Source organism: Streptosporangium amethystogenes subsp. fukuiense (genome assembly GCF_042665875.1).
GTDB classification, from domain to species: Bacteria; Actinomycetota; Actinomycetes; order Streptosporangiales; family Streptosporangiaceae; genus Streptosporangium; species Streptosporangium fukuiense.
In genome coordinates, this window is sequence record NZ_JBHTEE010000001.1 from 3,042,284 (window position 1) to 3,063,128 (window position 20,845).

Genomic DNA, 20,845 nt, shown 5'->3' on the forward strand with positions numbered 1-20,845 from the left:
CGCTACCCTTCCCCCGTGATCAGATGGCGCAGGGGCGAGGTCGTACGGATCCGGCGCGAATGGCCCGGGGCAATGGAACTCGACGTGACCACCGAGGACGGTGAGGCGCGCGCGCTCGCCTACCCGGCCCTGGTGGGACGCCCGGAGCCCGGTGACGTGGTGCTGCTCAACACGACCGCGCTCGCGATGGGTCTCGGTACGGGAGGTTACGCCATGGTGGTGGCTGTTCCCGACCGATTGCCACAAGATCCTCAAGGTCCCGGACACCTGGTGAAGGCACGCTACACCCCGTTGCAGACCACCGTACTAGGCGCGGACGAGCAGGACTCGCCCTTCCACCACCTCCTGCGGGACGCCGACTCCGTGGACGGCATGCCGGTGATCGTCGCCGACCTGCACTCGGCCCTGCCGGCGATTCTCTGCGGCCTGTACGGCTCGAATCCGCCGCGCACCGGGGAGTCCGGCGGGCACCGGCCCGCCAGGGTCGCCTACGTGATGCTCGACGGGGGCGCGCTGCCCGCCTGGTTCTCCATGTCGTGCGCGCGGCTGCGGGAGGCCGGCTGGCTGTGCGGGGTGGTCACGGTGGGCCAGGCCTTCGGCGGCGACGTGGAGGCGGTGACGCCGCACACCGGCCTGCTGGCGGCCCGGCACGTCCTGGGGGCCGACGTCGCGGTCGTCACCCAGGGGCCGGGCAATCTGGGCAGCGGCACCCGCTGGGGCTTCTCCGGCGTCTCGGCCGGTGAGGCGGTCAACGCCGCCGCCGTCCTCGGGGGCCGCCCGGTCGCGGCGCTGCGGGTCAGCGAGGGCGACCTGCGCGAGCGCCACATCGGGGTCTCACACCACTCGCTGACCGCCTACGGCCGGGTGGCGCTGGCCCCCGCCCAGATCGCCGTGCCCGTGCTGCCCGGCGACTTCGGCAGGCGGGTGACCGAGCAGTCGCGCCCGCTCGCCGCGCGGCACGAGCTGGTCGAGGTGCCGGTGGACGGGCTGTACGCGGCGTTGCGGGAGTCTCCGGTCAGGCTGTCGACGATGGGCCGCGGCCTGGACGAGGACCTGGCCTACTTCCTGGCCTCGGCCGCCGCCGGACGCCACACCGCCTCGCTGCTGTCGTAGAAATCCTTGAACGTGAAGGCCTCAGACGTGGGGCCTTCCCTCCTGAACCGCTCCAGGCGTTCCATCCCCTCGGCCAGCCTCGGCTCGTGCCCCTCGGGAATCCACCACATCACCGAGGACGGCTCCGCCATGCGCAGGAACCATTCCCTGCGCCGCTGCAGGAACTCCAGGTGGCCGCTGCGATAGACGTAGTCCCACAGCGCCTCGCGCGACTCCCAGACCGAGAGGTTGACCAGCAGGTGGTCACCGTGGTCGTGCTTGACCGTGTCCTCGGGGGCGTCACCGCCCTTGAGTCTCCAGACGAAGCCGGGAGTCGCCTCGGCCAGCCGGTTGATGGGGTCGAGACCGGCGACGAAGGCGGCCAGCTCCGGGGAGTCGACGGGAGCGCGCATATGGGCGATGTTCAGTTGGGCCAGATGCATGAGCACAGCAGATCACCCCTGGCCCTTCTATGTCAATTCTCATTATTTTTAGAGAAGGTGACGCAGCACTCCTCCGGGCGCGGATCCAGACGGGCCGCCGAGCCGTCCTGGCCGAGCGCCTCCAGCAGCCCTCGGCACAGCCCCAGGTTCACCGAGCAGACCAGCAGCGGATGCTCCTCGGCAGGCACGTGGAACGGGCAGTTGCGCAGCCGCACCCTGCCCTCCTCCTCGTACGGCTCGTAGCCGCCCCGCCGCAGCGCCCCGACGAGATCATCGTCCTGTCGCGCCAACCCGGCCCCGGCCCGTCGCGCGACCTGCTCGGCCCGCTCCTCCCCGCCGAGCGACTCGACCGCCTCGGCCAGCACCAGGGCGAGCGTTCGGTAGTCCCTGGCGGGCACGCTGACCTGCCACTCCCCCCGCGCCCTGTGATAGACCTTCGCCGGCCGGCCGCTGCCGGGTCCCGTCCGCTCCGTCAGCCGTCTGAAGCCCGCGTCGAGCAGACCGGCCTCGACAAGTTTGTCGAGGTGGAAGGCGGCCAGAGTCCGCTGGATCCCCACCGCCCCGGCCGTCTCGTTGCGCCCCACCTCCCTGCCACAGGAGGTCACATAGTCGTAGACGGCCCGGCGCACCGGGTCGTGCAGTACCGCCACCTTGTCGAGGTCATCACCGCTCACAGCCCGGATTGTAGGCGGGGGCGGCGAAGGTCACGTCCGGCGCACGGATCAGTAGGCGGCCAGCACGTCGACGACGAAGACGAGCGTCTCGCCGGGTTCGACGGACGGCGGCAGGCCGTTCTCGTAGCCGAACCTGGGCGGGACGACCATCAGGACCCGGCTGCCCACCGGAACGCCGACCAGAGCCCGGTCCCAGCCCGCGATGACGCGGCCCTTGCCGATCTGGAAGGCCTTGGGGTGCCCAGCCGCCCAGGTGGAGTCGGAGACGTCCTTGCCCCAGACCCTGCTCTCGTACTGGGTGACGATGAGCTGTCCCGCACGGGTCTCGGCCCCGGCGCCCCGGACGAGGATCTTGCTCCTCAGGTCGGCGGGAGGCGCGCTGTCCGGCAGGGAGATGACCGGGCGCCCGCCGGAGGTTCCGGTGACCCTGACCCCGTCGAGAGCCCCGCTTCCGCCCTTCGCGGCGGCGCCGGGCGGGAACGCGCCGAGCACGTCGACCACGTAGAACAGCTCGTCCTCGACGGTCATCCCGCCGGGCGGGTTGGGACCGTACGCCTCCTCCGGCGGAACCGCGACGACCACCCGGCTGCCGACCTTGTGGCCGCGCAGGGCCTTGCCCACACCGGTGATCGTCTGGTTCAGCGGAAAGGACGCCGGGGCGCCCTGGTTGAAGCTGGAGGCCAGCAGGCGGTTGTCCTTGCCGTCCCACACGTGCGCGGTGTACTGGGCGACGACCAGGTCGTTCCCCCCGATCTCCGCGCCGGTGCCCGTCATCAGCTCGGTGAATTTCAAGCCGCCGGAGGGCGCGCCCTCGGGAAAGCGCACGGTGGGCCTGTCACCGAAGCTCCCGAGCACCTCGACCTCCGGTCCCGCCTGCCCGTCGCCGGAGGCGCAGGCGGTGACCAGCACGAGCGAAAGCGCGGCGAGCAGTGCCGTGGGACGCATCCGAACTCCCGGGGCCGGTGGCTGAGCCAACCCTAACGCCCTATTGGGAGAATTGTCAGTAGCTGAAGATCGCGATCGGAGAACGCGAACCCGGCCGTGCGCGCACGGCCGGGTTCGGGGGTGAGTCGCTCCTCAGGGAGCGTCAGTAGGCGGCCAGCACGTCGACCAGGAAGACCAGGGTGTCGGTTCCCTTGATCTTGTCGCCGGAGCCCGCCTTGCCGTAACCGAGGTCCGGCGGGATGCTCAGCAGCACCCGACTGCCCACGGGGACGCCGACCAGACCCTGGTCCCAGCCCTTGATGACCTTGCCGGTGCCGATCTGGAACATGATCGGCTGGCCACCGCGGGACCAACTGCTGTCGAACTCGACGTCCGAACCCCAAATCTTCCCGGCGTACTGGACCAGGATCGACTGACCGGACTTGACCTCGGGCCCGGCGCCCTTGATCACGGTCTTGGCGACGAGTTCCTTGGGCGCCTTCTCCTTGGTCTTGGTGGTGAGCTTCGGCGCGGTCTCGCCCCCGGGGTTCTCCACCTTGACACCGGCGACGCCGGGGTCGGTCGCGGTGCCCTGGGCCGCGTTCCCCTCGGGAACGCCGACCACGTCGACCACGAAGACCTGCGACTGGCCCGCGGGGGCCTGTGCCTGCTGCTCCTTGGGCAGCGCGTCCTTGGCGACGACGGACATGAACCTGCCGCCGCCCTTGGTCTCGGCGAAGCCCTTTCTGAGGATCTCCGGAACCTGCTCGTTGAGCGTGATGACCTGCGGGCCGCCCTCGTCGTAGGTCGAGCCGGCGAGCTTGTTCTCCTTGCCGTCCCAGGCGAAGACCGTGAAGTTGGCCACCACGTTGGTGCCGAGCTTGGCGGCCTCCCCCGTGGTGCCGGGGGTGAGCACCTTGTAGGAGGAGGTCTCGACGACCTTGGCCGGGAAGGACACGTTCGGCTTGGCGCCGATCTCCCCGGTCACCTGTAGCTCGGTGACTCCGCTGCCGGCGGAAGTCGAGGCGCCGGTGGACGCGTCCCCTCCCGAGCCGCATGCTGCGGCGAACATCAGAGGCACTGCGGCCAGTACGGCCATGCTGCGGCGGCGCATAGGTATCCCTCAAGCAGACGTCAGGTTCGCGCCACACTACCCGTACCGGCATACGGAGGAGGTAAGCATGGAAGGAGCTTGCCGAAGCGTGACCGTCACATTCCGGCGATGAGCTTGTCCACCCTCTCGTCGACACTGCGGAAGGGGTCCTTGCACAGCACCGTGCGCTGCGCCTGGTCGTTGAGTTTCAAGTGCACCCAGTCGACCGTGAAGTCACGGCGCTTCTCCTGCGCCTTGCGGATGAACTCCCCGCGCAGCCGGGCACGGGTGGTCTGCGGCGGCACCGACTTGGCCTCGAAGATCTTCAGATCGGAGGCCACCCGCTCCACCGCGCCACGCTTCTGCAGCAGGTAGAACAGGCCACGGCGGCGGTGCACGTCATGGTAGGCGAGGTCGAGCTGGGCGACCCGGGGGCTCGACAGCGGGAGGTCGTACTTCTTGCGGTAGCGCTCGATCAGCTGGTATTTGGTCACCCAGTCGATCTCGCGGGCCACCTTGTCGAGATTGCCGGTCTCGACCGCGTTGAGTGTGCGCTCCCACAGTTCCAGCACCCGCTGGCTGATCTCGTCGCCGCCGCGGCGGTCGACGAAGTCACGGGCCTTGGAGAGGTACTCCTCCTGTATCTCCAGCGAGGACGCCTCCCTGCCGTTGGCCAGCCGGACCCGCCGCCGCCCGGTCATGTCGTGGGAGACCTCCCGGATGGCCCTGATCGGGTTCTCCAGGGACAGGTCACGCATCACGGTGCCCGCCTCGATCATGCGCAGCACCAGGTCGGTGGCACCGACCTTGAGCAGCATGGTCGTCTCGCTCATGTTGGAGTCGCCGACGATGACGTGCAGGCGGCGGAACCGCTCGGCGTCGGCGTGCGGCTCGTCACGGGTGTTGATGATCGGGCGCGACCTGGTGGTGGCGCTGGAGACGCCCTCCCAGATGTGCTCGGCCCGCTGGGAGACGCAGTAGACCGCCCCGCGCGGGGTCTGCAGCACCTTGCCGGCCCCGCAGATGATCTGCCGGGTGACCAGGAACGGGATCAGCACGTCGGCCAGGCGGCCGAACTCGCCGTGCCGGCCCACCAGGTAGTTCTCGTGGCAGCCGTACGAGTTTCCCGCGGAGTCGGTGTTGTTCTTGAACAGGTAGATGTCGCCGGCGATGCCCTCCTCGCGAAGACGCTTCTCGGCGTCGACGAGGAGGCCCTCCAGGATGCGCTCGCCCGCCTTGTCGTGGGTGACGAGCTCCACGACGTTGTCACACTCGGGGGTGGCGTACTCGGGGTGGCTGCCCACGTCGAGATACAGGCGTGCCCCGTTGCGGAGGAAGACGTTGCTCGATCGGCCCCAGGAGACGACACGGCGGAATAGATAACGCGCTACCTCGTCGGGTGACAGCCGCCGCTGCCCCCTGAATGTGCAGGTGACGCCGTACTCGTTCTCAAGCCCGAAGATGCGACGATCCATTGCCTCACACTATTCGCCGAACCCCTCTCGTGGGAGGGATCATGGGGTTTTCGGTCGTACGGCTTATGCCCCGGGCTGTGAGCGGCTAAGCGCGGACGCGTCTCGGACTCGGATCGCCGCCGGGTGCGAGCGGCGCGCGGGCACCGGGCTCGGCGGGCCGGATCAGCCGCCGCCCTGCCAGAAGATCTCGACAACCTTGGTGATCCTGCCGTTCTCCGTGGTGATCAGGGCCGGCCGGTAGAGGTCCTCCACCCCGGCCAGGGACGCCGCCTCCTTGACGTTGTCGATCAACGCCTGGCGGGTGCATCTCTCGGTGCCGAGGTTGGTGGCCTTGTCATAGGTCTGCGACGAGCCATCGCAGCCACTGTCCGCGAGGAACAGCACGTCCTCGGCGATGGGCGCCGCATAACGGGTCACGTCGCCTTCCTCGGGGCCGTCGAAGTGGCCGTCCTCGCCGCCGCTCTGGGTGAAGCGGATCGGCCGGTACTCGGCCACGCCGCCCTCGTCCACGTCGGTGAGCCAGCCTCGCAGGACGCCCTCGAAGGGAGGCGGGCCGCCTTTGCTCCAGTCGTGCTCGGGGGCGACCTGGAACTCGGTGCCGAAGAGCTCGGGGGTGGCCGCGGGGCTGGAGGAGGTGGCGGGGCCGGGCGCTCCGGTCGTGGGGGTGGGCGTCTCACCACAGCCGGACGTCAGCACCACGGCCGCGAGCAGGGCGAGCGCGGCGGGACCGGCAGAGGGGAGGGCGAGCCTGGTCCAGGCCCGGGGGGCGGCGTTTCTCACACACACTGTGACCATCGGTGAGCGGGTTCGGTTGTCAGGAGGGGAGGTGATCCAGGACACACCGAGAGCGCCGCACCTGGCGGGGCGGCGCTCTCGGTGTCCCATGGTCGGTCGTCGGCCCCGGTCAGCCGCTCGCCCCGGTGTCGATGTCGCCGTCGGGCGCGGTCGGCGGGGCACCGGGCGTCTCGGGCGCGGAAAGGGGACTCTCCTGCTGGGCGGGCTGGGCGGCCGCCTCGGCCGCGGGGGCCCCGTCGGACAGCAGGCGCTCCAGTCTCGGGCCGCTGAGCCGCAGGAACTTGCGATGCGGCCGGTTCCGGTCCAGGACCGCGACCTCCAGCTGGCTCGCGGGGAAGCGTTCGCCGCCCGGCTCGGTCAGGGCGAACAGCGCCGCCTCCAGGGCCTCGGACAGCGACAGGCCGTCGCGGTAGTGCTCCTTGAGCCGGCCGGCCACCGCCTCGGCCTGGCCGCCCATGGCCACCAGGCCCGCCTCGTCGAAGACCGAGCCGTCGAAGGTCAGCCGGTAGATGTGGTCCTCCTCGGAGGAGTCGCCGACCTCGGCGACCACGATCTCCACCTCGAACGGCTTCAGCGACTCGGTGAAGATCTGGCCGAGATTCTGCGCGTAGAGGTTGGCCAGGCCGCGGGCGGTGACGTCGTCACGGGCGTAGGTGTAGCCGTTGATGTCGGCGTAGCGGATGCCGCCGAGGCGCAGCGCCTCGAACTCGTTGTAACGGCCCACCGCGGCGAAGCCGATCTTGTCGTAGATCTCGCTGATCTTGTGCAGGGCGCGGGACGGGTTGGGCGCGACGAACAGGATGCCGTCCTCGTACTGCAGGACGACGACACTACGGCCCCGCGCGATCCCCTTGCGCGCGTAGTCCGCCTTGTCTCGCATCTGCTGCTCGGGCGAGACATATCCAAAAGGCATGGACACCTGGGGTGATCCTCTCGTGTTAACGCAGCGGGGCGATGGGGCCGTCGGGGAAGTTCGTTCTGGTGTCGATCACGGCCCGGACGAACTCACCCACCTCCTCGTCGGGAAGTCGGCGGTATCCGTCGGCGGTGATCACCGCGACGACGGGCCAGATCTTGCGGATCACATCGGGGCCGCCGGTCGCCGAGTCGTCGTCGGCCGCGTCGTAGAGGGCGTGAATCAGCGTCAGCACGGTGTCCTCGGGCGAGGCGCCCTCGCGGTAGAGCTTCTTCAGCGCACCCCGTGCGAAGATCGAGCCGGACCCGATCGCGTGGTGCTGGTGCTGTTCGTAGGGGCCACCGCCCACGTCGTAGCTGAAGATCCGGCCACCGTCGACATCGGGGTCGTAGGCGGCGAAGAGCGGCACGACCGCGAGTCCCTGCATCGCCATCGGCAGGTTGCCGCGGATCATCGTGGCGAGCCGGTTGGCCTTACCCGCCACCGAGAGTGTGCGGCCCTCCCGCTTCTCGTAGTGCTCGAGTTCCACCCGGTAGAGGCGGGCCATCTCGATCCCGGCGCTCGCCACCCCCGCGATGCCCATGCCCGAGTAGTCGTCCGTGCGGAACACCTTCTCCATGTCACGCTGAGAGATGATGTTTCCCGAGGTCGCCCGGCGGTCTCCCGCGATCACCACGCCACCGGCGCATATCGCCGCGACGATCGTGGTGGCATGCGGGATCTGGTCACCCACCGGGGTCGCCAGGGTCTCGTTACGGCCAGGCAACAAGTCCGGCGAATGGGACCTGACGAACTCGGTGAACGAGGAGCTCCCGGTGTCGGTAAAGATATGGTTCACCATGCCGGCGGGCAGGTCCCTGTGCGATCCCACGCGACTCCCTCCAAAGGTGCGGTCCTTTAAGGCCCGACCTTACTCATCTTGCCGTCCTGCTTGCACTTCCCTGGATCAGCTCAGCGCGAACCCACCTCCGCCGGGCTTTTGAATCTTTACGGGCGACTACATCCGTGTAGTGGCCGAGTCTTCGCGACATGCCCGCCCCCCGGCCCGCCTCCGGACGCACGGGCGGGCGAACCTTGGTGTCGACGCCTTGGTGTCGACGCCGGGCGCGAGCCGCACGGCCCGCCTCCGGGCACGCGGGCGGGCGGGCCGGAGACCCACCCGATGCCCGGGCCCCTCCTCCCACTGCTCCGCTCTCCCGCCCGGTGGAATCGAGCGGGAGCCACCTCGCTCGGCGAACATCCGACCGAAGTCGGCCTCGATGACGTCTCTCGGTGATGCCATGGCCCGGTTTCGCCGGTAGCCGCGCTCGCCGCCGTGGTTCTTGACTTCGCCTGCCCTTTTCATCCGGTCGCGACAGGGCCTGCGGTGAGAAGTCAGTCCATCTGGTCGTGCTCGGTCACGGCTGAATTCGGCCTACGGCCTGGCCGCCCGTCATCTCCGGCGATATTCGCGGCCGGTGGAACCCTCCGGCCGCTCCCCGCCGGCTTTTCCCGCGCGGCCCCCTACTCTCCGCCCTTTTGCACGTAGCTCCTAACGAATTCCTCCGCGTTCTCCTCAAGAACCTCGTCGATCTCGTCGAGGATCGCGTCGACGTCGTCGGAGAGCTTCTCGTGACGCTCCTGGACGTCGGAGGTCTCCGCCGCGGCGGTCTCCTCGACTTCCTTGTCGGTACGGCCGGTCTGCTTCTGGCCGCCGGTGTCCTTACTTGCCATCTGTGGCACCTCCGCCTGGGGGACGCATCTGACTCATATCTTCCCCGAACCGGACGACATTGCGCGCGGATCGTCCCGCGATCTTTACGGGAGCCCCCTGCTCCGTCCCGGGGTACCTCCCGCCAGGAAACCTCCCCAGGGGCTCCACGGCAAACCCCCTCCGGCCCGTTCTCCTGGACGAGATACCGCCCGACTCGGGCAGGCCGCCGCCCTGGTCGGCCCTGTGTGACCACCATCACCCTCGAATCGGGGCTTATCCGGCGCCCACGGGAAGGTGGGGAACGTTCCAAGTAGGCCTATCGGATTGAAAACTGCGATCATTGAGGGGTGAGCACCATCATCGCGCGCAGGTACAAGCTCGTCTCCCGCGTCGGCCAGGGGGCGACCGGCGTCGTCTGGCGCGCATACGACCTGCTTCTGGAGCGAGAGGTGGCCCTCAAGGAGATACCCCTGCCACCTGGACCCGCCGCGGCCGAGCAGCGGCGGCGGGTGGTCCGGGAGGCGCGGATGGCGGCACGGCTGAGCCACCGTGGCATCGTGACGGTGCACAACCTGACCGAGGAGGCCGAGCGCCTCTGGATCGTCATGGAGTTCCTGGAAGCCCTCACGCTGCACGACACGCTCGTGCAGGCGGGCCCACTCCCGGTCGACCTGGTGGCCGCGATGGGGTGCCGCCTGCTTGACGCGCTGCGGCACGCGCATGACGGCGGAGTGATCCACCGCGACATCAAGCCGGCCAACATCATGCTGACCGGTGATCGGGTGGTGCTGGCCGACTTCGGGTTCGCGGCGCCGGAGGGCGCGGCGACGACCTCGATGCGGGGCACGCCGGCCTTCATCGCGCCGGAGGCGCTGCAGGGCAGGGGGGGCACCCGCGAGGCGGACATGTGGTCGTTCGGCGCGACGCTCTACATGGCGGTGGAGGGCAGGACCCCGTTCCGTACGGTGAACTCGATGGCATCGCTGGTGGCGGCGCTGCGAGAGCCGCCGCGCGCGCCGAAGCGGGCGGGCGCCCTGGAACCGGTGCTGCGAGGGTTGCTGCGCAAGGATCCACGGGCTCGGCTGAGTGCCGAGCGGACGTCGAAGATGCTGGAGGACGTGCGCTGCTTCAGCGCGGCCTGACGCGTTTCCCAGCGTTTTCCAGCGCGCCCACCGGCTTCTGGGCAGTTTCTCTGAATACAAAACAGGGATTTAAGGACGCGAAACAAAATTCCACCATGCCCACGCAACTAAATTGTTACACTTAATTACCATAAGTAACCATATGGTGCACCGTTCCAGGTGAAAATATGAATCAGCTGAGGGGCCCGGCTTCTATGTGCAACGGGTGATTCATGGGAACAGGCGCAGAGAAGGCACGTCCACTGAGTGATCGTTATCACCTGACCTCGCCGATCGGGCAGGACGGCATGGGTATTGTGTGGCGTGCCCATGATTCCCTGCTCAGGCGGAATGTGGCGATCAAGGAGATCCAGCCGCGGTTCGGCGAATACGGGGCGGACATGCGTGACGCGCGGCGCCGGGCCCTGCGCGAGGCCCGCTCGGCCGGGCGGCTCAACCATCCGGCGGTGATCTCCGTGCATGACCTGCTCGAGGAGGACGGACGGCTCTGGATCGTCATGGAACTGCTGGAGGCCCTCACGCTCAAGGAGACGGTGCGCCACATGGGCCACCTGCCGATCCACTGGGTGGCGTGGATCGGCTTCCAGTTGCTGGGCGGGCTGCGCCACGCGCACGGGGCCGGCGTCCTGCACCGGTCCATCAACCCGCGCAACATCCTGCTGACCGGTGATCGGGTGGTGCTGGCCGACTTCGGAATCGCGGCGCTGCACCGCGACTCGGGCACCTCCACGACCCTGCCGCTCACCCATGCTCCCGCCTTCATCGCGCCGGAACGGCTACGGGGCGGCCTGCCGACCCCGGCGGGCGACCTGTGGTCGTTCGGGGCGAGCCTGTACTTCGCGGTGGAGGGCCGGCCGCCGCGCTCCGGTCACCGCCCGACGCCCCATGGCCCGGCCGCCGGCCGGAACCCGGAGACGATGGTACGGGCGGGAGCGCTGCGTCCCGTCCTGGAAGGGCTGCTCCGGCGCGACCCGGCGGCCCGCATCAGCATGGGCCAAGCGGGTCGCATGCTGTCGGCGGTCCTGCACGCGGAGGGCGTGGCTCTGGCCCGGCCGCGACTGCCCGCGGCCCGGCTGCCACCGGACGCTTACGCGTAGCGCCTACGCACGTTCCAGCCAGGATCGCCACCGGGCCGGACCGCCGCTTCCGCATGGTCCTCGGATCGAGGGAGAGGCCGCCGGGAGCCTCTCCCTCGCGAAGCGTCACTACTCGCCGGTCAGCGCCGTCACCAGCTCCGCGGCGCTACGGCAGCGGTCGAACAGCTCGCCCACGTGGGCCTTGGTACCGCGCAGCGGCTCAAGGGTGGGCACACGCTGTAGCGACTCGCGGCCGGGGATGTCGAAGATGACCGAATCCCAGGAGGCCGCGGCCACCGACTCGCTGTACTGGCTCAGGCAGCGGCCTCGGAAGTAGGCGCGGGTGTCGTTGGGCGGCACCTCGACAGCCCTCTGCACCTCTTCCTCGGTGACCAGGCGCTGCATGCGCCCCCGGGCGACCAGCCGGTTGTAGAGCCCTCGGTCGGGACGGATGTCGGAGTACTGAAGGTCGACGAGTTGCAGACGCGGATGCGACCAGGAAAGACCGTCGCGGGTGCGATAGCCCTCCAGGAGCTCCAGCTTGGCCACCCAGTCGAGCTCCCTGGACAGCTGCATCGGGTCGTCCGCCAGGCGGGTGAGAACCGACTCCCAGCGCTCCAGGACGTCCTTGGTGGGCTCGTCCATGCCGTTGACGCTGCGTTCCTCGGCGTACTTGCGCGCGAGTTCCAGGTATTCCATCTGGAGCTGCACCGCCGTCAGCCTGCGGCCGTCGCGCATGGGGATCTCGTACTTGAGCGTCGGGTCGTGCGACACCGCGCGCAGCGCCTGGACCGGGTTGTCCACGGTGAGGTCGCGGGTGAAGTACCCGTCCTCGATCATGGCCAGGACGAGCGCGGTGGATCCCAGTTTCAGGTAGGTCGAGATCTCCGACATGTTGGCGTCACCGATGATGACGTGCAGGCGGCGGTACTTCTCCGGGTCGGCGTGCGGCTCGTCCCGGGTGTTGATGATCGGCCGCTTGAGCGTCGTCTCCAGGCCCACCTCGACCTCGAAGAAGTCGGCCCGCTGGCTGATCTGGAAGCCCTCACCCCGGGAGTCCTGGCCGATGCCGACCTTGCCCGCGCCGGTGACGACCTGCCGGGAGACGAAGAACGGCGTCAGGTGCCTGACGATGTCGGCGAACGAGGTCGCCCGGCGCATGAGGTAGTTCTCGTGGCAGCCGTAGGAGGCGCCCTTGTTGTCGGTGTTGTTCTTGTAAAGCTGGATCGGGGCGTTGGCCGGCATCGCCGAGGCGCGAACCGCCGCGTCGTGCATCACCCGCTCGCCTGCCTTGTCCCAGATCACCGCCGCCCGAGGGTTGGTGCACTCGGGAGTGGAGTATTCGGGGTGGGCATGGTCCACGTACAACCGGGCCCCGTTGGTGAGGATCACGTTCGCCAGGCCGAGGTCCTCGTCGGTCAGCTGGCTCTGGTCGGCCACCTCCCGCGCGAGGTCGAACCCCCGTGCGTCGCGCAACGGATTCTCCTCCTCGAAGTCCCATCGCGCGCGCCGTGCTCTGGCCGCCGAGGCCGCCAGATAGGCGTTCACGACCTGAGAGGAGGTCACCATCGCGTTGGCCCCCGGCTGTCCGGGCACGGAGATGCCGTATTCGGTCTCGATGCCCATCACCCGCCGTACCGTCATGCGCACCCTCTGTTCATCAGGGACTGTTTCTCTCCGAGGTATCTATTCCCGACCCTAGACCCTTCACTATGCCCGGTGGTCGGACAGTTATGGCACCGAAGCCTTTTCGCCCGTTGCGAGGGGGATCGAGGAGAACCCGGGAGGCTGTGCGGGCGACGCCTGTCCGGCCTTCCCGCGCCTTCTCGACTTGACGAACTCCTGGAGGGGACGCTCGGCCACCCGGTACACCAGGTAGGAGAACGCCATCGCGGCCAGCACGGTGACCAGGGCGGTCAGCGGCGGTGGCAGCGTGTCCCGCAGGGCCGGGACGATCAGGACGGCGGCCGCGGTGTGGAAGAGGTAGAGCGGGTAGGTGAGCGCTCCCAGGACCACCAGGCCGCGCCAGCGCAGCCGGCGCAGCCAGCCGAGCGCCACCATCGCCATGAGTACGTAGAAGCCGACCACCGTGGCGACGACGGCCCAGTCGGGCACGGGCATCGCGGCGTAGCCGACCTTCTCCACCCGCCCGGCCACCCGATCGAGTGCCGCGCTGACGGCCAGGCCGCCGCTGATCCCGGCCAGACACCACAGGACCAGCCTGGGACCGAATCTGGTCATCAGGAAGAACGCCATGCCACCGACGAAGTAGGCCGCGTACTTGGGCATGATCACGAGTTCGACCCACGCCTCATCGCTTCCCGCGAAGAAACCCGCGGCCAGGAGCCAGACGCCCATGAAGGCCAGGCAGCGGTTGAGCGTGACCCCGGTGATCACCAGGATCGAGATCAGCACGTAGAAGCGGAGCTCCACCCAGAGCGACCAGTAGACACCGTTGGCGTCATAGACGCCGAAAGCCCGCTGAAGCATGGTGAGATTGACCCCGTACTCGCCGAGGCTGAGTTTGGGGTCCAGGGCCGTGGCCGCGGTCAGTCCATAGAGCGCGGCGGTTACCACCACGCTGACCCAGTAGGCGGGAAAGAGCCGCACCAGCCGGGAGAGGGCGAACGCCCCCAGCCCCCGGCCCCAGATGCTCATCAGGATCACGAAACCGCTGATCATGAAGAACAGCTCGACACCGAGGATGCCGAGCCCGGAGATCGTGGAGATCGCCGGGAACAACTTGGCGGGACGGTCGCCCCACACCGAGGCGAAGGCGATGAAGTAGTGGAAGGCGAGCACCGCCATGGCGGCGGCGAAGCGCAGGAGGTCGAGTTCGGCGAGGCGGCCGCTTCCCCGAAGCGCCTCGCGAGACCCCGTGCCGGTCACCTGGCGGCCGGGCCGGAATGTTCACGCACGCCACTTGGACGGCGCTTCGATCATTCGGGTTCCCTGTGACGGCCGTTGATTTCCGATCGCTTTCGGGGCGGGTGTGACCGGAGATACGGATGGGGACGGATCCGCACCGCCGAATATGAATAACGAAGGGTTAAAAAAAGCGACAAAATTCTTTAAAGCCGCAAAACATCGCAAAACTGGACAAAAACCTGGCGAGACGCTGACGGCGCGGCCTCCCGAGGGAGGCCGCGCCGTCGATCGGCACGCGTGCCGCCGTTACAGGTACTGACCGGTGTTGGCCACCGTGTCGATGGAACGCCCGGCCTCGGTGCCCTGCTTGCCCGTCACGAGGGTGCGGATGTAGACGATCCGCTCGCCCTTCTTGCCGGAGATGCGGGCCCAGTCGTCGGGGTTGGTGGTGTTGGGCAGGTCCTCGTTCTCGGAGAACTCGTCCACGCAGGCCGCCAGCAGATGCTGGATCCGCAGACCCTTCTGCCCGGTCTCCAGGAACTGCTTGATCGCCATCTTCTTGCCGCGGTCGACGATGTTCTGGATCATCGCGCCGGAGTTGAAGTCCTTGAAGTACAGGACCTCCTTGTCCCCGTTGGCGTAGGTCACCTCAAGGAAGCGGTTCTCCTCGCTCTCGGTGTACATCCGCTCGACGACCCGCTGGATCATCCCGAAGATGGTCTCCTGGCGGTTCCCGCCGTGCTCGGAGAGGTCCTCGGAGTGGAGCGGGAGCTCCGCGATGAGGTACTTCGAGAAGATGTCCCTGGCCGCCTCGGCGTCCGGCCGTTCAATCTTGATCTTGACGTCCAGGCGGCCGGGCCGCAGGATCGCCGGGTCGATCATGTCCTCGCGGTTGGAGGCGCCGATCACGATGACGTTCTCCAGGCCCTCGACGCCGTCGATCTCCGACAGGAGCTGGGGAACGATGGTGTTCTCGACGTCGGAGGAGACGCCCGAGCCTCGGGTCCGGAAGATCGAGTCCATCTCGTCGAAGAACACGATCACCGGGGTGCCCTCGGAGGCCTTCTCCCGGGCCCGCTGGAAGACCAGGCGGATGTGCCGCTCGGTCTCACCGACGTACTTGTTGAGAAGCTCGGGCCCCTTGATGTTGAGGAAGAAGCTCTTTCCGGACTGGCCGGTCTTCTCCGCGACCTGCTTGGCCAGGGAGTTGGCGACGGCCTTGGCGATGAGCGTCTTGCCACAGCCGGGCGGTCCGTAGAGCAGGACGCCCTTGGGCGGGCGGAGCTTGTGCTCACGGAAGAGGTCGGCGTGCAGGTACGGGAGCTCGATGGCGTCCCGGATCTGCTCGATCTGCCGCATCAGCCCGCCGATCTCCTCGTAGGAGATGTCGGGCACCTCCTCCAGGACGAGCTCCTCGACCTCGGACTTGGGGATGCGCTCGTAGACGTAGCCGGAACGGGGTTCGAGCAACAGGGAGTCGCCTGCCCGGATCGGCTGGCCCACCAGCGACTCGGCGAGCTTCACCACCCGCTCCTCGTCGGCATGCGAGATCACCAAGGCGCGCTGGCCGTCCTCAAGAAGCTCCTTGAGCATCACGATCTCGCCGAGCTCCTCGAAACCGAGGGCCTCGACCACGTTGAGCGCCTCGTTGAGCATGACCTCCTGGCCGCGCTTCAGCGAGTCGACGTCCACCGCCGGACTGACGTTCACCCTGAGTTTGCGACCCCCGGTGAAAACCTCCACCGTGCCGTCTTCTCTGGTTTCGAGGAACACGCCGAACCCGGATGGCGGCTGCGCCAACCGGTCTACTTCCTCCTTCAAGGCGACGATCTGGTCTCTGGCCTCCTTGAGGGTGGCCACCAGACGCTCGTTCTGGCCGGTTACGGCCGCGAGGTTCGCCTGCAAGTCATGGAGACGCTCTTCAAGGATCCTGGCCTGCCGGGGAGACTCCGTCAGCTTCCGACGCAACACGGTGATCTCCTCCTGCAGGAAGGAGACCTGTGTTGTGAGGTCAGCGACCTCCCGTTCGCGCTGCGCGGCTCGAGCCTCAGCGTCGTCGCGAGCTGCCACGGCGTCACCTCCTTCCCAGTCGAGACCGACTACTCGAAACCCTACCCATCTAAGGGCTGTCCCTTACCTGGCTGAGCAGTGTTCGTATGACTACATTAAGTACGCGATGATTAATCCCTTTTGGTGCTTTTAGTACTAGAAGCATAAGAACACGAAGGTCCGCTCCCGTGTCACTCCCTCACGGACCGTCGTGGCCGAATCGTCATCATGTGGCGGAAGACGTGGACTCCTCACCCTGTGCACCCTTCGCCGGACGTCTACGTCGAGGTGGCGGCGTCACCCCGTCGGCCATGCGACGGGCCGTGACCAGGAAGCCGGTGTGGCCGACCATTCTGTGGTCGGGCCGCACAGCCAGCCCCTCGACATGCCAGTCACGAACCAGGGTCTCCCACGCATGGGGCTCGGTGAAACTCCCGTGCTCCCGGAGAGTTTCGACCGTACGCGACAGCTGGGTCGTGGTCGCGACATAACAGCAGATCACACCGCCAGGGGTGAGCGCCTTGGCCGCGGCGTCCACACATTCCCACGGGGCGAGCATGTCGAGGATGATCCGGTCGACGTCACTCTCGTCGAGGTCGGCGACGAAGTCGCCGACCACCAGGCGCCACTGCGACATCGGGCCGCCGTAGAACTTCTCCACGTTCTTGGTGGCGATCTCGGCGAAGTCCTGGCGCCGCTCGTAGGAGGTGACGGTGCCCTCGGAGCCCACCGCGCGCAGCAGGAAGCAGGTGAGCGCGCCGGAGCCGACCCCCGCCTCCACCACCCGGGCACCCGGGAAGATGTCGGCCATGGCCACGATCTGCGCCGAGTCCTTGGGGTAGATGACCGCCGCGCCGCGCGGCATGGAGAGCGTGTAGTCCTGCAGCAGGTGCCTGAACGCCAGATACTGGGTGCCCCCGGACGAACGCACCACCGAGCCCTCGGGCCGGCCGATCAGCTCACTGTGCGGGATCCCGCCCTTGTGCGTGTGGAACACGCCGTCTTCCTTCAGCGTCACCGTGTGACGCTTGTTCTTGGGGTCGGTGAGCTGAACCTGATCCCCGGCCTGAAACGGCCCATGCCTGCGAAAACCCATGACCGCAAGGTTAACGGCGCGCGACCGCGGCCGATCCCGCCTCGATCCGGGAGCGGCGGCCGAGTAGGGGGAAACGGACACTGCTGTCCGTAACAGACGGAGAGCTACGATCCGTAAAATAGTTAGCCCCGCTATAGGAGAACTGGTAGCTGTTGTCGCATGTTTCCCCAAGTTGTGGTTCCGGCAGGCCCCGTCGTGCTGAGGCCGCTCTCCCCCGCCGACACCGAAGCGATCGTCCGCGCCTGCGCGGACCCGGAGATCGTCCGGTTCCTCCCCCTGGTGCCCGTGCCCTACACCCGGGACGACGCGCTCCAGTACCTGGAGATGGCCGAGGAGGACTGGAAGGGCGGGGGAGCCGCGTTCGCCATCGCGGACGCGGAGACGGGCGAGTGGCTGGGCAACATCGGCCTCAAGCCCTCCCGCCTGCGGAACACCAACGAGATCGGCTACCTGGTCGCCCCATGGACGCGGGGCCGGGGGGTGGCCACGGCCGCCACCGCCGCGCTGGCCGGATGGGCCTTCGGCCACGGGGTGGAACGCGTCGAACTCCTCGCCGACGTGGAGAACCTGGCCAGCCAGCGGGTGGCCCTGGCCGCCGGCTTCCAGCGCGAGGGCGTGCGACGCGGGGCCGAGCAGCAGCGTGACGGCACCCGCCGCGACCTGGTGTCCTTCGCACGCCTGCGGGGCGACTCCGGCGAGCGCGTGGCACCGCTCCTGCCGGACTTCCCCGGCGGCTCACTGACCGACGGGGTCGTACGGCTGCGGCCGCTCACTCCCGCCGACGCCGCCGACTACCTGGCGCTGCGCAACCTGCCCGACGTCGTGAGGTACAGCGTCCCGCCCGAGCCCCACAGCGCCGAGGACGTCGCGGAGCGGTGCCGCGCGGCGGGCGCGAACCAGCTGGCCGGCCGGGGGGTCGAGGCGGTGATCGCGGACGCCGCGACGGGCGCGTTCGCCGGGGAGATCCAGCTCTCCAACGTGATCCCGCCACTGGGACAGGCCATGACGGGCTACAGCCTGCTGCCGGCGTTCCGCGGCAGGGGTTTCACCACCAGGGCGGTGAACCTGCTGGTCGACTGGACCTTCGAGCACACCTCCCTGAGCCGGGTCATCGCGGGCACCTCCCCCGCCAACATCGCCTCGCAGCGCGTGCTGGAGCGCGCGGGCTTCACCCGCGAGGCACTGCTGCACGGGCTGCTGCCCGGCCCCGACGGCACCCGCCTGGACGACCTGCAGTGGTACCGGCTGCGGGACGCCCCACGCTAGGGGCCGCGTTCAGTCGGCGCCGAAGTGGGCCCTGAGCCTGGCGTAGGCGGCGTCGGTGCCCTGCAGCACCCGGTCGATGTCGGCGTCGGTGTGGGCCGCGGACAGGAACCAGTTGTGCCACGGGTGGAGGTAGACGCCCTCCTGCAGGCAGGCCGCCGCCCAGAACATGCCCTTGTCCAGGGTCGCGTCCCCCTCGAAGGAGAGCCAGGGGATCTGCACCGGGCCGGTCTGGTTGACCGTGAAGCCATGGGAGGCGGCCTGGGCGGCGAGGCCCTCACGCAGGCGGGTGCCCGCGCGCTCCATCAGGGCGATGCCGTCGATGTCGCGCAGCGTCTCGATGGTGGCCTTGGCCGCGGCCATCGGAGCGGCGTTGAACCAGAAGGAACCCGTGGAGTAGAGCGTCTGGGCGGGTCCCCGCAGGGCGTCCACACCGGTGACGGCGGCGATCGGGTGGCCGTTGGCCATGGCCTTGCTGAAGGCGTACAGGTCGGGGCGCACGCCCAGCGGCTCCCAGGAGCCGCCGAGGTCGATCCGCCAGCCACCGCGCACGTCGTCGATCACCAGGGCGGCGCCGATCCGGTCGGCCAGCGCCCGCACCCCCCGGGCGAACTCCGCGGCGACGAGTTCCTGGTCCTCGAACGAGTCGTGCTTGAACGGCGTCACGATGATCGCGGCGACGTCGCCCTCCGCCTGCGCCGCGGCGGCCTCGACGCTGGCGAGGTCGTTGTAGGTGAACTCGACCAGGTCCGCGCGCTCGCTGGGGGTGGTCCCCGCCGTACTGGGCGTGCACCACGGGTCGGCCCCGTGGTAGGCGCCGTGCGCCATGAGGACCTTGGTCCTGCCGGTGGCGGCACGGGCCACCATCAGGGCCTGGGTGGTGGCATCGGTGCCGTTCTTGGAGAACATCACCCAGTCGGCCTGTGGGACGGTGTCCACCAGGAGTTCGGCGAGCTCCACATAGACGGGGCCGGGGCCGTTGAGGCAGTCGCCCACGGCGAGCTGGGCCGTGACGGCGGCCTCGACCGCGGGGTGGCGGTGACCGAGCACGACGGGACCCCAGGAGCACATGAGGTCGACGTACTCGCGCCCGTCGGCGTCCCGCTGGCGGCAACCCTCGCCGCCGACGAAGAACTGCGGGTAGGCGGGGCCGTGCAGGGCCGCGTTGAGGTGGCCGTACATGCCGCCGGGGACGACCTTGGCGGCCCGCTCCCTGAGTCTGGCGTCGATGGACATGCGGCGTCCTTTCAGATCCGGATCGGTTCGTGCGCTTCGCTGCCGTGCCCGGCCGCGAGCGGCGGGATCACTTCTCCTCACGTAGTGCGCGCGCCCCGTCCAGGCCGGCGTCCGACCCCAGGCCTCCCGCGACGCGGGCGGCCAGCTCGGTGCCGAGCCGTGCCGCGCCGGCCACGTCGCGGCCGTCGACCAGACCGGCGATGAACCCGGCGCAGTAGGCGTCACCGCACCCCGTGGTGTCGACCACTTCGACGTCGAGGGCGGGAACGCGGGTGACGCCCTCCGCCTCGGCGATCAGACTTCCGTCCGCACCGAGCGTGACCAGGACCGCCGAGGGCCCCTCCCCCAGCAGGGCCAGCGCGGCCTCCTCCGCACTGCCCGCACCGCTCATCAGCAGTGCCTGCTCCTCGTTGGGCAGAAGGTAGTCGACGTGCGGGAGAAAGCTCCGAACCCCCTGCATGAGGTCCGGCATATTAGACAGAAGGTCCATTGTGATGATCGTGCCCGCCGCGCGCGCCTCGTCGAGCAGCGCGAAGAAGGCGGGGTCGTACAGACCCCAGGTCACGTCCATGCCCCCCAGGTGCACGACGCGCGCGCCGAGGATCCGCTCGCGTCCGACGTCGGTGACCGCTAGGCCCAGGTTGGCTCCGGGGACGTGGAAGGACGGGCGCCCGCCGTCCGGGCGGATGGGCAGGATCGAGGCGGCTGTCTGCTCTCCCTGTCTGCGGACCACCCCGGTCACGTCGACGCCGCGCCGCCCCATCATCATGACGAGCAGGTCTCCGAGCTCGTCGTCGCCGACCGCCCCCACCGAGGCCACCGGGACACCGAGTGCGGCCAGGTCGACGGCGGTCGCGGCCGCGGCACCCGCGGCCGTGACGCGGATCTGCTCCAGCAGGTGGGTGTCCTGCCCGGCGGGAATCGACTCCACCGGCCTGGCGAGCACGTCCACGATGTGCACCCCGAGGGCTACGACGGTCATAGCGAGTCCTCCTCATGTCTTCAGCGGA

At 68.8% G+C, this 20,845-nt stretch carries 19 protein-coding genes; 4 read left to right on the forward strand and 15 right to left on the reverse strand.

Annotated elements, in window-relative coordinates:
* Positions 1 to 15: 15 nt before the first annotated feature.
* Complete coding sequence (locus ACFQVD_RS13260; RefSeq protein WP_343961201.1) at positions 16 to 1,113, forward strand: DUF3866 family protein; 1,098 nt, start codon at positions 16 to 18, stop codon at positions 1,111 to 1,113.
* Here the strand turns inward: ACFQVD_RS13260 and ACFQVD_RS13265 are convergent.
* From ACFQVD_RS13265 to ACFQVD_RS13305, 9 genes are all read right to left on the reverse strand, one after another.
* On the reverse strand, positions 1,059 to 1,535 hold the full coding sequence (locus tag ACFQVD_RS13265) for a DUF3291 domain-containing protein (protein WP_343961199.1): 477 nt from the start codon (positions 1,533 to 1,535) through the stop codon (positions 1,059 to 1,061). The genes ACFQVD_RS13260 and ACFQVD_RS13265 overlap by 55 nt on opposite strands.
* Before the next feature lie 32 nt (positions 1,536 to 1,567).
* Complete coding sequence (locus ACFQVD_RS13270; protein WP_343961196.1) at positions 1,568 to 2,209, reverse strand: helix-turn-helix transcriptional regulator; 642 nt, start codon at positions 2,207 to 2,209, stop codon at positions 1,568 to 1,570.
* A 48-nt stretch (positions 2,210 to 2,257) separates the two neighbouring features.
* The gene (locus ACFQVD_RS13275; RefSeq protein WP_343961194.1) at positions 2,258 to 3,154 is read right to left on the reverse strand and encodes an FKBP-type peptidyl-prolyl cis-trans isomerase; all 897 of its coding nucleotides are present in this window, start codon (positions 3,152 to 3,154) and stop codon (positions 2,258 to 2,260) included.
* 142 nt (positions 3,155 to 3,296) lie between these two features.
* A complete protein-coding gene (locus tag ACFQVD_RS13280) occupies positions 3,297 to 4,247 on the reverse strand; it encodes an FKBP-type peptidyl-prolyl cis-trans isomerase (protein WP_343961192.1) in 951 nt (316 codons plus the stop codon).
* Between the two features lie 95 nt (positions 4,248 to 4,342).
* Positions 4,343 to 5,701: a Pup--protein ligase gene (gene pafA / locus ACFQVD_RS13285; protein WP_343961190.1), complete on the reverse strand. Its 1,359-nt coding sequence runs from the start codon at positions 5,699 to 5,701 to the stop codon at positions 4,343 to 4,345.
* A 162-nt stretch (positions 5,702 to 5,863) separates the two neighbouring features.
* Complete coding sequence (locus ACFQVD_RS13290; protein ID WP_343961188.1) at positions 5,864 to 6,481, reverse strand: hypothetical protein; 618 nt, start codon at positions 6,479 to 6,481, stop codon at positions 5,864 to 5,866.
* A 124-nt stretch (positions 6,482 to 6,605) separates the two neighbouring features.
* Positions 6,606 to 7,409 (reverse strand): proteasome subunit alpha, encoded by an 804-nt coding sequence (gene prcA, locus ACFQVD_RS13295; RefSeq protein ID WP_343961186.1) that lies wholly within the window; start codon positions 7,407 to 7,409, stop codon positions 6,606 to 6,608.
* Between the two features lie 25 nt (positions 7,410 to 7,434).
* Entirely contained in the window at positions 7,435 to 8,253 is an 819-nt protein-coding gene (prcB, locus tag ACFQVD_RS13300; protein WP_343961223.1) for a proteasome subunit beta, read from the reverse strand.
* A gap of 662 nt (positions 8,254 to 8,915) precedes the next feature.
* The gene (locus tag ACFQVD_RS13305) at positions 8,916 to 9,125 is read right to left on the reverse strand and encodes a ubiquitin-like protein Pup (protein WP_030904562.1); all 210 of its coding nucleotides are present in this window, start codon (positions 9,123 to 9,125) and stop codon (positions 8,916 to 8,918) included.
* A gap of 327 nt (positions 9,126 to 9,452) precedes the next feature.
* On the opposite strand from ACFQVD_RS13305, the gene ACFQVD_RS13310 reads away from it, so the two are divergent.
* Together ACFQVD_RS13310 and ACFQVD_RS13315 are read left to right on the forward strand one after the other, a co-directional pair.
* Complete coding sequence (locus tag ACFQVD_RS13310) at positions 9,453 to 10,247, forward strand: serine/threonine-protein kinase (protein WP_030904564.1); 795 nt, start codon at positions 9,453 to 9,455, stop codon at positions 10,245 to 10,247.
* A 212-nt stretch (positions 10,248 to 10,459) separates the two neighbouring features.
* The gene (locus ACFQVD_RS13315; RefSeq protein WP_386271212.1) at positions 10,460 to 11,344 is read left to right on the forward strand and encodes a serine/threonine-protein kinase; all 885 of its coding nucleotides are present in this window, start codon (positions 10,460 to 10,462) and stop codon (positions 11,342 to 11,344) included.
* A 108-nt stretch (positions 11,345 to 11,452) separates the two neighbouring features.
* Here the strand turns inward: ACFQVD_RS13315 and dop are convergent, their stop codons facing one another.
* The 4 genes from dop to ACFQVD_RS13335 form a co-directional block, all read right to left on the reverse strand.
* A complete protein-coding gene (gene dop / locus ACFQVD_RS13320) occupies positions 11,453 to 12,967 on the reverse strand; it encodes a depupylase/deamidase Dop (RefSeq protein ID WP_343961180.1) in 1,515 nt (504 codons plus the stop codon).
* A gap of 87 nt (positions 12,968 to 13,054) precedes the next feature.
* Positions 13,055 to 14,212 (reverse strand): acyltransferase family protein, encoded by a 1,158-nt coding sequence (locus ACFQVD_RS13325; protein ID WP_343961178.1) that lies wholly within the window; start codon positions 14,210 to 14,212, stop codon positions 13,055 to 13,057.
* A gap of 285 nt (positions 14,213 to 14,497) precedes the next feature.
* A complete protein-coding gene (arc, locus tag ACFQVD_RS13330; RefSeq protein WP_030904572.1) occupies positions 14,498 to 16,261 on the reverse strand; it encodes a proteasome ATPase in 1,764 nt (587 codons plus the stop codon).
* A 205-nt stretch (positions 16,262 to 16,466) separates the two neighbouring features.
* Complete coding sequence (locus ACFQVD_RS13335) at positions 16,467 to 17,336, reverse strand: tRNA (adenine-N1)-methyltransferase (RefSeq protein WP_350919231.1); 870 nt, start codon at positions 17,334 to 17,336, stop codon at positions 16,467 to 16,469.
* A gap of 159 nt (positions 17,337 to 17,495) precedes the next feature.
* Here ACFQVD_RS13335 and ACFQVD_RS13340 point away from each other — a divergent pair, with 159 nt between their 5' ends.
* Complete coding sequence (locus ACFQVD_RS13340; protein WP_343961173.1) at positions 17,496 to 18,602, forward strand: GNAT family N-acetyltransferase; 1,107 nt, start codon at positions 17,496 to 17,498, stop codon at positions 18,600 to 18,602.
* A 9-nt stretch (positions 18,603 to 18,611) separates the two neighbouring features.
* On the opposite strand, the gene ACFQVD_RS13345 is transcribed toward ACFQVD_RS13340, so the two are convergent.
* Together ACFQVD_RS13345 and ACFQVD_RS13350 are read right to left on the reverse strand one after the other, a co-directional pair.
* Positions 18,612 to 19,835, reverse strand: coding sequence for an aminotransferase class III-fold pyridoxal phosphate-dependent enzyme (locus ACFQVD_RS13345; RefSeq protein WP_343961171.1), 1,224 nt, complete (start codon positions 19,833 to 19,835; stop codon positions 18,612 to 18,614).
* A 67-nt stretch (positions 19,836 to 19,902) separates the two neighbouring features.
* A complete protein-coding gene (locus tag ACFQVD_RS13350; protein ID WP_343961169.1) occupies positions 19,903 to 20,817 on the reverse strand; it encodes a carbohydrate kinase family protein in 915 nt (304 codons plus the stop codon).
* Between the last annotated feature and the right edge of the window lie 28 nt (positions 20,818 to 20,845).